The 14,027-nt window shown below is 44.8% G+C and carries 15 protein-coding genes; 7 read left to right on the top strand and 8 right to left on the bottom strand.

Translation table 11 applies throughout. The features are described 5' to 3' along the window. Positions 1–80: 80 nt before the first annotated feature. The 6 genes from F7R58_RS03970 to F7R58_RS03945 all read left to right on the top strand — a co-directional run bounded on the left by F7R58_RS03970 (position 81) and on the right by F7R58_RS03945 (position 4,513). On the top strand, positions 81–1,070 hold the full coding sequence (locus tag F7R58_RS03970) for an SDR family oxidoreductase (protein WP_158063651.1): 990 nt from the start codon (positions 81–83) through the stop codon (positions 1,068–1,070). Continuing rightward, complete coding sequence (locus tag F7R58_RS03965; RefSeq protein ID WP_158063650.1) at positions 1,036–1,857, top strand: SDR family NAD(P)-dependent oxidoreductase; 822 nt, start codon at positions 1,036–1,038, stop codon at positions 1,855–1,857. The genes F7R58_RS03970 and F7R58_RS03965 overlap by 35 nt, the downstream gene beginning before the upstream one ends. An 81-nt stretch (positions 1,858–1,938) precedes the next feature. Beyond that, positions 1,939–2,124, top strand: coding sequence for a hypothetical protein (locus F7R58_RS03960; RefSeq protein ID WP_158063649.1), 186 nt, complete (start codon positions 1,939–1,941; stop codon positions 2,122–2,124). A gap of 15 nt (positions 2,125–2,139) precedes the next feature. Continuing rightward, complete coding sequence (locus tag F7R58_RS03955; RefSeq protein ID WP_158063648.1) at positions 2,140–2,664, top strand: FUSC family protein; 525 nt, start codon at positions 2,140–2,142, stop codon at positions 2,662–2,664. A gap of 71 nt (positions 2,665–2,735) precedes the next feature. Further along, positions 2,736–3,953 (top strand): 3-oxoadipyl-CoA thiolase, encoded by a 1,218-nt coding sequence (locus tag F7R58_RS03950; RefSeq protein ID WP_158063647.1) that lies wholly within the window; start codon positions 2,736–2,738, stop codon positions 3,951–3,953. 233 nt (positions 3,954–4,186) lie between these two features. After that, positions 4,187–4,513: a winged helix-turn-helix transcriptional regulator gene (locus tag F7R58_RS03945; RefSeq protein ID WP_158063646.1), complete on the top strand. Its 327-nt coding sequence runs from the start codon at positions 4,187–4,189 to the stop codon at positions 4,511–4,513. A 72-nt stretch (positions 4,514–4,585) separates the two neighbouring features. Here F7R58_RS03945 and sucD read toward each other — a convergent pair whose 3' ends face one another. The 8 genes from sucD to F7R58_RS03905 all read right to left on the bottom strand — a co-directional run bounded on the left by sucD (position 4,586) and on the right by F7R58_RS03905 (position 11,984). Beyond that, positions 4,586–5,458 (bottom strand): succinate--CoA ligase subunit alpha, encoded by an 873-nt coding sequence (gene sucD, locus F7R58_RS03940; protein ID WP_158063645.1) that lies wholly within the window; start codon positions 5,456–5,458, stop codon positions 4,586–4,588. A 122-nt stretch (positions 5,459–5,580) separates the two neighbouring features. After that, positions 5,581–6,480: an LpxD N-terminal domain-containing protein gene (locus tag F7R58_RS03935; RefSeq protein WP_158063644.1), complete on the bottom strand. Its 900-nt coding sequence runs from the start codon at positions 6,478–6,480 to the stop codon at positions 5,581–5,583. Positions 6,481–6,528: 48 nt separating this feature from the next. Further along, positions 6,529–7,092, bottom strand: coding sequence for an elongation factor P (gene efp / locus F7R58_RS03930; RefSeq protein WP_158063643.1), 564 nt, complete (start codon positions 7,090–7,092; stop codon positions 6,529–6,531). A gap of 48 nt (positions 7,093–7,140) precedes the next feature. Next, on the bottom strand, positions 7,141–7,494 hold the full coding sequence (locus tag F7R58_RS03925) for a hypothetical protein (protein WP_158063642.1): 354 nt from the start codon (positions 7,492–7,494) through the stop codon (positions 7,141–7,143). Between the two features lie 10 nt (positions 7,495–7,504). Then, positions 7,505–8,293 carry an acyl-ACP--UDP-N-acetylglucosamine O-acyltransferase gene (lpxA, locus tag F7R58_RS03920; RefSeq protein ID WP_158063641.1) on the bottom strand — a complete coding sequence of 263 codons (789 nt, stop codon included), beginning with the start codon at positions 8,291–8,293 and terminating at the stop codon, positions 7,505–7,507. Further along, complete coding sequence (locus F7R58_RS03915) at positions 8,294–9,691, bottom strand: bifunctional UDP-3-O-[3-hydroxymyristoyl] N-acetylglucosamine deacetylase/3-hydroxyacyl-ACP dehydratase (protein WP_158063640.1); 1,398 nt, start codon at positions 9,689–9,691, stop codon at positions 8,294–8,296. Continuing rightward, complete coding sequence (gene lpxD, locus F7R58_RS03910) at positions 9,684–10,715, bottom strand: UDP-3-O-(3-hydroxymyristoyl)glucosamine N-acyltransferase (RefSeq protein WP_158063639.1); 1,032 nt, start codon at positions 10,713–10,715, stop codon at positions 9,684–9,686. The genes F7R58_RS03915 and lpxD overlap by 8 nt, the downstream gene beginning before the upstream one ends. Positions 10,716–10,772: 57 nt before the next feature. Further along, positions 10,773–11,984, bottom strand: coding sequence for an HD domain-containing protein (locus F7R58_RS03905; RefSeq protein ID WP_158065377.1), 1,212 nt, complete (start codon positions 11,982–11,984; stop codon positions 10,773–10,775). Between the two features lie 211 nt (positions 11,985–12,195). Here F7R58_RS03905 and F7R58_RS03900 point away from each other — a divergent pair, with 211 nt between their 5' ends. Beyond that, the gene (locus F7R58_RS03900; protein ID WP_158063638.1) at positions 12,196–13,740 is read left to right on the top strand and encodes a PglZ domain-containing protein; all 1,545 of its coding nucleotides are present in this window, start codon (positions 12,196–12,198) and stop codon (positions 13,738–13,740) included. The last annotated feature ends 287 nt before the right edge of the window (positions 13,741–14,027 follow it).

Genomic DNA, 14,027 nt, shown 5'->3' with positions numbered 1-14,027 from the left:
TGACCAAAAAATAATAAATAGCAGTCTACTGATACAAAAGGTGCAATTTTTCGTACTTTGAGCCAGCAAAAAATAAATACATGAAAATTTTCATGACCGGGGCTACCGGTTATATAGGTTCGTACATAAAATCAATGCTGCTGGAAAAAGGCTTCACAGTGCATGCACTCTGCAGGAATCCAAATGATTTGGAAAACCACACAAACCTTGTTAAATTTATAGGCGACATTACCGATCCTGCTGCTATAGCAGAGGCTATGCAAGGCTGTAGCCGAGTTTACCATCTGGCCGCCTACGCGAAACCGTGGGCAAAAGACCCGGAAATTTATTACAGAGTAAATCTGGAAGCGGTACGCCATATTCTGGACACAGCACAGAATCTGGGTATTGGGCGTATAGTTTTCACCTCCACAGCAGGGGTACTGGGTCCGTCGGGCAACCGGCCTGTCCGGGAAAATGATGACAGGATAGGTGAAGTGATGAACGAGTATGAAGACTCCAAAACGCAGGCAGAGGAATTGTGCCTCCGTTATGTGGAAGAGAGAGACATGGATATCATCATTGTAAATCCGCCCAGGATTTACGGTCCTGGTGTCGATCAGGAAAGTAATTCGATTACCAGAATGCTGAAACTATTCGCTGCAGGAAAATGGAGGATCATTCCCGGCGACGGTGAAGGCATTGGCAGCTATGTGCACGTGGAAGATGTGGCCAGAGGTCACCTATTGGCCATGGAACACGGCCGGAAAGGGCACCGCTACCTGCTGTCAGGTGATAACCTTACATATAACGAGTTTTTCAGAATTATGAAGAAAATAACAGGCAAGGATCACCGGCTTTTTAAGGTACCGCTTCCCCTCATGTTACTTGGTGGACACCTGATGGTATTACGTGAGAAACTAACAGGCACACCACCGGCAATAACACCGAAATGGATCAGGAAATACAGCTATAATTACGCACTCGACGCTTCAAAAGCGCAGACGGAACTGGGTTACACATACCGTAACTTTGAAGAAGGATTAAAACAAACCTATGAAACAATCAGGAACGATGACTACAGACCGTAAATTCACACTGATAACGGGAGGCAGTTCAGGTATTGGTGCCGCCTTTGCCCGGGAACTCGCATCCCGCGGACATCATCTGCTGATTGTGGCACTTCCGGATGAAACACTTCATGCCTTCGGCCTGGAAATCCGGAAACATTATGCAGTAGACTGTTACACCTTGGGCGTGGACCTTTCCGAAGAAAGTGCACCTGCGGTGGTAGAAGAATGGGTACAGACAAATGGTTTCTGCATTAATATCCTCATTAATAATGCAGGCATAGGCTCAAAGGAAATATTTGGAAACCTGCCGCCAGAATTTTACAGGAAGCAACTGATGGTAAATGTGGTAAACACTACAATAATCACAAGACTGCTTCTAAACAATCTTAAAACCAATGGGCAGTCTTATATTTTAAACATGGGCAGTCTCGGTGGTTTCTTCTGCATTCCGGAGAAGGTAAGTTATGTAGCTTCCAAGGCTTTTATCCATTCCTTCAGCAATTCCCTGCGGTGCGAACTGAAGGGTTCGGGTGTACACGTGGTTCTGGTTTGTCCAGGTGGTGTTACAAGTAATCCTAATTCCACACAGATTATTTCTGAGATGAAGGGCCTGGCGCGAAAATCCGCCTTTGATCCTGAGAAACTGGCCAGGCTAACGATTGACCGCATGTTCCGAAACGATACAACAATAATCCCCGGATTGCTCAATAGGTCCTTTTTACATGCAAGCCGTTTTGTTCCGCCATTTCTGAAATCACTTGTCATTAACCGTCAGTTCACAAGGAAAAGCCGGTATGGCGCGTAAATAAAGTTGGACAGGTTTTGCTGAATATTAGAAACAGTATTTTGAGCAGAGCCATTCAACATAAATCTGTAATTTTATGTGATGAAGGTTTATTATAACGGCATATTTGGTCAGCAGGACATTAAACTGGTCCGCGATATCATCAACATAGTGACCCTGGACGAAATGTTTTCGCTGATCGGCTATTCTATCTCCGCTCATGCGCACAGAAACCTGTTTCAGATCTTCGCTGGAGGAAGTCCGGCAAAAGACGGCCGCAACATTTAAGGAAGACCTTTCCGCATGACCAGCTTCAGGTACGTGAGAAAAGAGGTGTTTTCACCTACTTCAATCTATATCCTGCGGTGCATCACGGGCTTCAGCGCAGGATATTTTTTAATGCTTACTTTTCCACGTTTCGACCTTTTTTGGGCACTCCTTTCCATCGTGCTGGTTATATCGCCTGAAGGTAAAGATACAGCGAGGCTGTCATTAGAGAGGGTGAAAGCTAACCTGATTGGAGCCTTTTCAAGTTTTCTGCCTGTCTATCTTCCATTTGGCACTTATTACAAGGTTTTGGCAGGAATTATCCTGGCAGCCCTCCTGTGCCGCATTTTCAATCTCCTTTCTGTCGCCCGCACTGCCGTGGTTGCTATAATCATCATCCTAATTGAGAAGCCGAATGAAGGTTTCATGGCACCGATAGACCGATTCCTCAGCGTGCTTTCAGGCTGCGTTATTGGCCTTCTTATCACGCTGACAACAGCCTATATCATTAAGTTGGCGTACAAACGCCAGCTGCTCATTGAATATAAACTCTTAAGATAGCGGCAATTAAGTGCACCAGAAGAAAAATTTAAAAATCCGTATCTTTTAAACCTCAAAAAAAGACCTGTAAAATGAATAGAGAAGCATATATAATAGACGGTACCCGAAGCGCGATCGGAAATTTCAAGGGCAGCCTTGCACCTGTTAGGACTGATGATTTAATGGCCTCCGTAATTAAAGGTTTAATGGCGAAAAATCCGGGGTTGCCGGCGGATAAAATTGACGATGTTATTATAGGCTGTGCCAATCAGGCAGGCGAGGACAACCGGAATATCGCCAGGATGTCACTGCTTTTAGCAGGCCTACCGGTTACAGTTCCGGGTGAAACCGTAAACAGGCTGTGTGCTTCCGGCATGAGTGCCGTGGTACAGGCGATGAGAGCCATACGTTCCGGTGAGGGTGATGTATTCATCGCTGGTGGTGTAGAAGGGATGTCGCGTGCCCCTTTTGTACTTTCAAAAGCTGAAGGTTCTTTTGCCACTGACCAGAAAATGTACGATTCCAGTTTCGGCTGGAGATTTATCAATCCGGAAATGGCTAAACTTTTCGGTACCGAAGCGATGGGTAAAACTGCTGAAAACCTGGCAGAAATGTATGGTATCTCCAGAGAAGAGCAGGACCAGTTTGCGCTGAATTCTCAGATGAAAGCCACTAAAGCGCGCGAAAGCGGAAGGTTGGCAGAAGAGATTACAGACATCGTAATTCCGCAGCGCAAAGGCGAACCTGTAGTTGTAAATACGGATGAATTCATCAAGCCCAATACCAGCCTTGAAGTTCTGGCCAAACTGAAACCTGCTTTTGTAAAAGAAAACGGTTCTGTGACCGCCGGAAATGCCTCCGGCCTGAATGATGGTGCTGCAGCGGTACTCATCGCTTCCGGCCAAGCTACCCTCAACTATGGCCTTAACCCACTGGCGAGAATTGTAAGTTCGGCCGTGGTAGGTGTGGAGCCGCGCATTATGGGAATTGGCCCCGTGGAGGCTACCAAACTGGCATTGAAAAGAGCGGGCCTGACCCTGGAAGACATTGACCTTATTGAACTGAATGAAGCTTTCGCTGCACAGAGCATTGCCTGCCTGAAGGAACTGGGAATCGCAAATGATGATGCAAGAGTGAACGTGAATGGAGGCGCCATCGCTCTGGGCCATCCCCTGGGCATGAGCGGAGCGCGGATCACCTACTCCGCGGCACTGGAACTAAACAAAACCGGCAAGAAATACGCACTGGCCACCATGTGTATCGGTGTTGGACAGGGGTATGCTGTAATACTGGAAAACGTAAATGTTTAAAAATAACCGAATTAACTAGTAAGTAAGGTGCGGAATTTTCTGCACCTTTTTTCATAAAAATATTCTACCGTAGTATAAAAAGTTTCTACTGTGTATATCATTAATCAGCGTAACATTCCCATTGAACTATGCACTTGGGTGGATCTATATTGACCGCCACTCTGTATTTTCAGTTAGATAAATTTAGCTAATGACTGCAAAATTTCTTAGCTTTACTTTACTAACCGCTGATTATGAAGAATTACCGTTCGCTTTGCCCGCTGGCCAGGGGCCTTGATGTATTTGGAGACAAATGGACCCTGCTCATTCTGCGCGATATTGCATTTTACGGTAAGACAACCTTTGGCGAACTTTCCAGGATGGAAGAAGGAATTGCGTCCAATACTCTGGCACAACGGCTGGAGAAGCTGGTAAACCTGGAACTTCTGACCAAGACAAACAGTGAGACCAATAAGCTGATTTATCATTACCGCATCACAGAAAAAGGCCTTGACCTAATTCCTGTACTCCAGAATATCCTGCAGTGGAGCGAAAAGCATTTGTTCGAACGCATGAATTAGCCTTACTGATTTATTTAACAATAAAAAAGACTGCTCCCGAGGAACAGCCTTTATATTTATAAGTGATGTTTATTAACCCAACACTTTAGCTACGGTAACACCAATATCTGCAGGAGAATCTACCACATTAATACCGTTTTCACGCATAATGGCCATCTTAGCCTGTGCAGTATCTTCGTCACCACCAACAATCGCACCTGCGTGACCCATCGTTCTACCCTTAGGAGCAGTTTGACCTGCGATGAAACCTACAACCGGCTTCGTAGAGCCGCTTGCCTTGTACCATCTGGCAGCTTCAGCTTCCAGGTTACCGCCAATTTCACCGATCATAACCACCGCTTCAGTTTCAGGATCGTTAATGAAAAGTTCCAGTGCTTCTCTTGTAGTTGTCCCAATGATTGGGTCACCACCGATACCGATAGCGGTAGATACACCGTAACCGGCTTTCACTACCTGGTCAGCAGCTTCATAAGTAAGCGTTCCGGACTTGGAAACGATTCCTACTTTTCCTTTCTTGAAAACGAAACCTGGCATAATACCGATCTTAGCTTCATCTGAAGTGATGATTCCGGGGCAGTTAGGCCCGATCAGACGACAGTTTTTATCAGCAAGGTAAGATTTTACTTTCACCATATCAGCAACAGGAATACCCTCAGTAATACAAACGATCACTTTAATACCTGCCTCAGCAGCTTCCATAATCGCATCAGCAGCAAACGCCGGCGGTACAAAGATGATGGATACATCAGCACCTGCTTTCTCTACAGTTTCGGCAACGGTATTAAAAACCGGTTTTCCCAAATGCTCAGAACCACCTTTACCCGGAGTAACGCCGCCAACCACGTTGGTTCCGTACTCAATCATCTGTTGTGCATGGAAAGTCCCTTCATTCCCTGTAAAGCCCTGTACGATTACTTTAGAATCTTTGTTTACTAATACTGACATGTTATATTGTTTAATTAATTACTTATTTTTTTGAACACACAAAAATACTCAATAAAATTGACTTTTTTGCCGTGTTACTCACTATTTTAACTAATGATACCGGGATTATCGCTTACCGCCTCTTATAAATTTTTAATCTTTACCTCTTTCCTTAAATACTGCCTGAACTCCTCGGCCAGCGGTCCGAAATACGTTCCTTTCGGCAGGTCCCGGTTTACACCGGATTTTGCGAGCAGTACCGTTCCGGAGGCTACACGTACGCCCGAGGCCATACCTACCTGACCCCAAACTGTTACATCGTCCTCAATGATACAGCAACCTGCGATTCCGGTTTGTGAGGCAATAAGGACCCGCTTTCCGATCACCGTATCATGACCGATCTGGATCTGATTGTCCAATACGGAACCTTCACCAATGATAGTTGAATCTGTAACTCCGCGGTCAATGCTGCAGTTATTGCCGATTTCAACACCGTCTTTTATTACCACATTTCCAACCGAAATCAACCTGTCGTAGTTGCCGTTCAGTTTTCTGTAATAAAAGGCGTCGCCACCAAGCACTGTATTGGCCTGGATAATTACATTATCCCCGATCACAGTACGGTCGCCAATGACTACATTTGGATATATTATGCAGTTTTTGCCGATCCTGATCTCATTTCCAAGGACTGCGGAAGGGTGAATACGTGTACCCTCGCCTACCTCGATATCGTGAAGTTCTTCCTGAAAGTTAGAGATTTTCGTAAAATGCGTATTGATTACATTGAAATCCCGAAACGGATCGTCTGAAATCAGCAGAACCTTTCCCGGCGGGCATTCTACCTCTTTATCAATAAGGATAACGGTTGCCGGCGAACTGAGTGCCGCATCGTAATATTTAGGATGGTTCACGAAAACGATCTCACCGTTTTTCACACGGTGAATCTCGTTGGTCCCGTACACCGGAAAGTCCGCATCGCCCACCATTCGGGCACCCGTTAGCCTTGCGATATCTCCTAAAGTCTGAGGTTTGTTAAATGTCATCTATCAATTTTGACTTTCAATCCGGCAAATCTTAAAACACTAAAGCGGTTACTTAACGCGCTCCAGATAAGTGCCGTCTTCTGTATTCACTTTAATTTTGTCGCCTGCTTCAATGAAAAGCGGTACCATTACGCGGGCGCCGGTTTCCACGATGGCGTTTTTCAGTGCGTTGGTGGCTGTATTTCCTTTTACACCCGGATCTGCTTCAATCACATCAAGGAAAACGGTTGGAGGGATCTCGGCGGAAAGTGGAGTCTCATCAGCATCTTTAAGGATGATGGTTACCTCCTCTCCTGCTTTCATGAACTGAGCATTTTCGATCATTTCCTTATTCAGGTAAATCTGCGCAAAATCGTCATTATTCATAAAGTGGTAGCCGTTATCGTCTTCATAGAGATACTGGAATTTACGGGTAATCACCTTCACTTCGTCAATCTTATGTCCTGCGGAAAAAGTGTTTTCAAGAACTTTACCGTTGGTTACGGACTTCATTTTAGTCCTAACGAAGGCCGGACCTTTACCTGGTTTAACATGCAGAAATTCAATGATTTTAAAGATATCGTTACTGAATTCAATGCACATTCCTTTTTTAATATCGTTGCTTGTTGCCATTAATTATTTAGTTTGTAAATTATTGTACTTCTTGGTGGTGTGGACTGATTATTTGTCCAAAATCTGTATTTGGAGAAGCTGTCGTGCTGCACGCACGTGTTCAACTGTTGCTCTGTTAGGGAAAGCCGGCATAAAATTATCAATATGCTCGCCAACAAACAGACCGCGGTTCAGGGTGTTAAAGTTGTAGGTATTGCGGTTAAGTTCAGAAACATTTAAATTGATTTCGGAAACATAAAATGAACTGAAATTGCTTTCACTAAAGTTTTTTTTCGCAAAGTGTAAAACAGAATTCACACTTTTCTTCGCCAGCGAATCGTTTGCCGCCTGAGTCACTAAAGACAACTGCTGCGAAAAAGCGATAACCGGTAAAAAGAATAAAATAAATGCTGCTGTTTTCATTGGTATAATGCTATTCCTTGCCGGTGCCGTATCCTTTCACAATACCGCGTGGCGAATTTTTTATGAACTCCAGGATCTCGTCGCGCTCCACGGTAGGCAGCATCTCTTTTTCGATAAGGCTTACGGCCTGTGAGACATTCATCTTCATCTGGTAGAGATAACGGTAAATTTTCTGGATTTCAAATATCTTTTCATTGGTAAATCCCCGTCTTCTGAGTCCTACTGAGTTGATACCGGCATAAGACATAGGCTCGCGTGCCACCTTGATGTACGAAGGAATATCCTTACGCACCAAAGTACCTCCGGAAATCATGACATGCTTGCCTACTTTCCCGAACTGGTGAATGGCCGAAAGTCCTCCAACCACAGTATGGTCACCGATTTCCACATGCCCGGCAATACCGCAGCCGTTTACGATGATCACATTATTACCGATAATGCAGTCATGGGCGATATGAGAAGTGGCCATAATCAGACAATCATTACCTAATTTGGTATAGCCCAGCGCCTTGGTACCACGGTTTATAGTTACCGATTCACGGATGGTAGTACCGTCGCCAATGATTACCTGAGTATCCTCACCATCAAATTTAAGATCCTGAGGCACTGCGGCAATTACCGTTCCCGGGAAAATACGGCAGTTTTTGCCGATACGTGCGCCATCCATAATGGTCACATTGGGTCCAATCCAGGTACCTTCACCAATTTCCACATCCGCGGCTATAGTGGTGAACGGTTCTACAATCACATTTTTCTTAATTCTTGCACGCTTATCAACGGCTGCTAACTGGTGAATCATCTATGCGGGAGTATTTTTGGCGACCTGTGCCATTAGTTCTGCTTCCACCACAATGCTGTCGCCCACGTAGCCAAAGCCCTGCATATGCACGATGCCACGTCTTATAGGAGAAATAAGTTCAATCTTGAAGATAATGGTATCGCCGGGAATTACTTTCTTCTTGAATTTCACCTTATCAATCTTGATGAAATAGGTTGAATAGTTCTCAGGATCGGGAACGCTGGCAAGTACCAGGATACCGCCGGTCTGCGCCAGAGCTTCCACCTGAAGTACACCCGGCATTACAGGTTCCTTAGGGAAATGTCCAACGAAAAACTGCTCGTTGAAGGTAACATTCTTCAAACCTACAACATGAGTATCTGAAAGCTCCAGAACCTTGTCGATAAGCAGAAACGGATAGCGGTGAGGCATCAGTTTCATAATACCGTTGATGTCGAAAACCGGTGGTTTATGGATATCGAAATCCGGCACGTTTTTCTTGCGCTGCAGCTTCCACTGACGGTTCAGCTTCTTGGCAAACTGCGTATTAACGAAATGTCCGGGCTTATTGGCGATCACTTTACCTTTCAATTTTACACCTACCAGAGCCAGATCACCGATTACGTCCAGCAGCTTGTGTCTGGCCGCCTCATTGGGGTGGTTCAGGGTCAGGTTATCCAGGATTCCGTTCGGGCGGATGGATATATCGTCTTTATTAAAGGCTTTTTTCAGTTTGTCTGCTGTTTCCGGAGTAAGTTCCTTGTCCACATAGACAATGGCATTGGAAATGTCGCCGCCTTTAATGAGTCCGGCATCAAGCAGCATTTCCAGCTCATGCAGGAAACTGAAAGTCCGGCTGCTGGCTATTTCATCTCTAAAATCGGAGATATCCTTTAGTGTCGCGTTTTGGGTTCCCAATACCTTGGTACCGAAATCCACCATGGTTGTTACTTCATAATTATCGGCGGGAATCATGGTAATTTCGGAACCGGTTGCAGGATCCACATAGGAAATAACCTCCTTTATCACCAGATATTCACGTATTGCCGTCTGCTCCTCAACACCTGCTTTTTCAATGGCCTCAACAAAAAATCTGGACGAACCGTCCATGATGGGCGGCTCGGCACTGTCCATTTCCAGGATGGCATTATCTATGTCGCAACCTACCAGAGCTGCAAGTACATGTTCGCAGGTATGGATACGCACACCTAACTTCTCCAGTGTGGTACCGCGGTCTGTAGTAGTAACGTGGTTCACATCGGCTTCCACATGCGGGTGCCCTTCCAGGTCGGTGCGTACAAAAACAAAACCGGTGTTTTCTTTTGCCGGTTTAATGGTAAGAGTTACTTCCTTGCCTGTATGTAATCCCTTTCCGGACAGAGAGACCTCCTCTTTAAGGGTTTTTTGCATATCACTCATTGGACTGTTCTTTTGAGTTATTTTCAAGTTTATTAATTCGTTTTATAATATCGGTAAAATTGCGGAAGTGTACATAATTCCGGCGGTAATCGCCGGCATTGATGGCCGGGGAGCCATAAAGAACTTCACCGTCCTTTGCATTGGAGTTCACCCCGCTTTGCGCCTGCACTTTCACCTTATTTCCAATATTGATATGACCAACAATCCCTACCTGGCCTCCAATCATGTTCCAGTCGCCAATTGTGGTGGACCCTGCGATACCGGCCTGAGCGGCAATCACGTTGTTTTTTCCGATATTCACATTGTGGGCAATCTGGATCAAATTATCGATCTTGGTACCGCGACCGATGATGGTAGAACCGATGGTGCCGCGGTCTATGGAACAGTTGGAGCCGATTTCCACATCGTCTTCAATGACCACATTACCAAGTTGGGGAATTTTTGAATAGCCTTTAGCTGATGGTTGAAAACCAAAACCATCGCTGCCAATTACAGAATTTGCATGAATGGTGCAGTTATCGCCTACAACAGAGTAATCGTAAATGCGGACACCACTGTCTATCCGGCAGTTTTCGCCGATTTTTACATTCTTGCCTATATATACCTGAGGATGAATCTGAGACCCCTTCCCAATCCGGGCTTTTTCTGAGATGTAAGTAAAGGAACCTACATAAACATCCTCGCCGATCACCGCAGTTTCGTGGATGTTGGACCCTTGTTCAATTCCGGTTTTACGTCCGCGCATCTGATCATAGATGTTCATCAGGACCTGAAAAGAAAGGTATGCATCCTCTACCGCTATAATTGTGGGACTGTACTTTTTATCCGAAAGCAGCCGTTCTGAAACGACCAGGACCGAACATGCAGTGCTTTCCAGATACGGTGCAAACCTCTCCTGCGCCACAAAGGACAGATGTCCTTTTTCACCGCGCTCAATGGGAGACACACCGGAAATCAGTGCATTTTCGTCGCCGATAATTTTTCCGTCTATAAAACCTGCAATCTGGGAGGCTGTAAATTCCATATCGTGCAAAGATAATAAAATCCCGAAAAGGCTGCTGTTCCGAACTTAAATATTTAACTACAGTCCGCGCGGAAAGGAAAGGATGTAACGCGTACTGGGCTCTACAATAAATGATGAAAGGATCTGTCCTTCAAATTCGTTCAGGAGCACTTTCCCGCCGGACTTCCCTAGCAGATAGATGGGCTGTTTCACCGGATTGTAAGGCAGAAGGCTCCTTGAAATCTGATGCACCAGTTTATCTCCGCAATCAATACCCAGACTGCTGTTGGCAGCCTTAACTTTTTCGTCAATAAAATCCTGGGAAAAAGCTGTCGAAGAGATGATGGTTTTAGGGAATTTACGCTTCATAAGTGCCGTGCAATAATAGGACAGCACATAATCATCGGCATCCTGCCAAAGCTTCATGGCGGCAATCAAATCAGTATCGTCCAGCTCGGTAAAACGGGCAATATCTTCCTCGGTGGCACTTTCAAATTCGTTTTTATAAAGGAAGTAATCAAGATTGGCTGAGGCGGGTAACTTCACTCCTTCCAGCACCAGCTGTTTTGCACGCTTCATGATTTTCACCAGCAGGAATTCGGCCAGCGCCGCGGTTTTATGATAGTACACCTGCCAGTACATAAACATGCGGGCCGTAAGGTAATTTTCAATGGAATAAATTCCTTTGTCGTCAATCACCAGTTCATCATCTGCCACATTCATCATTGATATGATTCGCTGTGTGTTCACATTACCTTCAGAAACGCCGGTGTAAAAACTGTCACGTTTCAGATAGTCCAGCCTGTCCACATCCAGCTGTGAGGAAATCAGCTGGTTAAACAACCGGCGGTGATAATTGCCTTTAAACATCTCAATGGCTGTGTCCAGCTGTCCGCTTAATTCTGAATTCAGCTTTTCCATGAGTAAAAGCGAGAGCTTCTCATGGTGCCAGTTGTCCATAAGCATACTTTCCAGGGCGTGCGAAAAGGGTCCGTGCCCGATGTCGTGCATCAGGATAGCTGCCATGGCCGACTGTTCTTCTTCCTTTGAGATTTGCACGCCCTTCAGCTTTAAGGTTTCCAAAGCGGTAAACATTAAATGCATGGCACCAATAGCGTGATGAAAGCGCGTGTGGGTGGCGCCGGGAAATATCAGGTTCAGAAGTCCGGTCTGCGAAATCCGGCGCAGGCGCTGCAGGTAAGGATGTTCAATGATATCGAACAGAAGTTCGTAAGGAATTTTTATAAATCCGTGTACCGGATCGTTGATGATTTTAAGTTTGTTCTGCATGAAGCCGGGAAATGAAAGCTTCAAAGTTAGCGATTTACAATCAGAGCGCTTCCATACAGAGCCGTATTTCAGACTGTGAACCACATTAACTGAACTTTAACGTTTTAGCCTTTAAAATTGGGCAAAACTTATGAAGCTTTGGTCGTATTTTTGACGCTATAAATTCAATACTAATGCCGGTTTCCGGCTTCAAATAAACTTACCCAATTTTATGTCAGGAAAAATACTATGGATTGATGATGAAGTGGACTTGCTGAAACCCCATATTGTCTTTTTAGAGAATAAGGGTTACAGCGTGACTCCTGTGAACAATGTGAATGACGCCTTAGAGCTTATAGACGCCGATAATTTCGCCCTTACTTTTTTAGATGAGAACATGCCCGGAATTTCAGGGCTGGAAGCCATCCCCATGATCAAGGCGCGGGACAACGCGATTAAGATCGTTATGGTAACCAAAAGTGAAGAAGAGCATATTATGGAAGAAGCCATAGGCTCGCAGATTGCAGATTATATCCTGAAACCTGTAAACCCCAACCAGATCCTGCTCTCGCTTAAAAAAAACCTCCAGGAAGATGAACTGGTGGAACAGCGCACCATTCAAAGCTATCAGCAGGATTTCCGCCAGTTGTCGATGGAACTTTCCTACGTAAGGACCTACGAAGAATGGGCCGAATATTATAAGAAAATCCTGAACTGGGAAATCCGCTTCGACAAGGTGGCCGATAATGAATTTGCCGACCTGCTGCAGAGCCAGAAAGAGGAAGCCAATATCCAGTTCGGCAAGTTTATCGAGAACAATTATGAAGAATGGCTGCACGGTGCCGACAAGCCCATGATGAGCCACACCGTTTTCAAGGAAAAAGTAAAGGCAGAGGTGGAAAAGGACAAAGTCCTGCTGCTGATGATCGATAACCTGCGCTATGACCAGTGGAAAATGATCGAGCCGCTCTTCACCAAGTTCTATAACAAAACCTCCGAGGATTACTATTACAGCATCCTGCCCACCGCTACCCAATACGCGCGGAATTCATTTTTTGCGGGCCAGCTTCCTTCGGAAATTGAAAAACGCTTCCCGGACAAGTGGTTTAACGATAATGAAGACGGCAACAAGAACGAGCATGAACGCGAATTCCTGGAAGACCAGATGAAACGTCTGGGCCTTTCATCAAAATCAATGAAATACCTGAAGATCCTGAACTCGGATTTTGAGAAAAAGGTTCTGGAGGAATTCAATCAGCATAAGAACAACGACCTTTTGGTGATCGTGTACAACTTCATCGATATCCTGAGTCACGCAAAGACCGATAACCACATCATCAACCAGCTGATCCGTGACGATAAGACTTTCCGTTCGCTTACCTATAACTGGTTTGAGAACTCGTCCTTACTGAAGATTGTGAAACTGGCGGCCGAAAGCGGGTTTAAACTCGTGATCACGACCGACCACGGCACCATCTATGTAAAGAAGCCCAGCAAAGTTGTTGGCGACAGGGAAACCTCGACCAATATCCGCTACAAGACCGGGAAAAGCCTTACATATGAGGACAATGACGTTTGGGCCATCAGCAATCCGGAGAAACTCTTCCTGCCAAAAGGCAACCTGAGTTCCAAATACATCTTTGCGAAAAACAATATGTTTTTGGCTTATCCCAAGAACTACAACCATTACGTCAACTATTATAAGGACACGTACCAGCATGGCGGCATTTCGCTGGAGGAGTGTATTGTACCGTTCAGCATATTGGAGCCCAAATAATTTTTTTTTCATAGTTTATTTGATTTTTGGGCTCTTGGGCGGAGGAAGTTTTTACTTCTTCCGCCTTTTTTTGTTTTAAGGGTATGCTGATAAAAGAAATCAGTAGGGGAAAGTAAAATTAAGTTATATTTGAATTTAATAAAAATAACACGTTAGTCATACATATCTCCCGCCCAGTGGTTGTATATGTATGATTTTGTAATACATATATACAAGTTAGCTGAAAGTTTACCAGTATGTTACATGAATTTTATTTGTATAAATTATATAATTTATATAATTTTATT

It is taken from the genome of Chryseobacterium sp. (assembly GCF_008831505.1).
In the GTDB taxonomy this organism is placed as follows: Bacteria; Bacteroidota; Bacteroidia; order Flavobacteriales; family Weeksellaceae; genus Marnyiella.
Note: the sequence above shows the minus strand (reverse complement) of the source record. Positions and strands in the feature narration are given on the sequence as shown.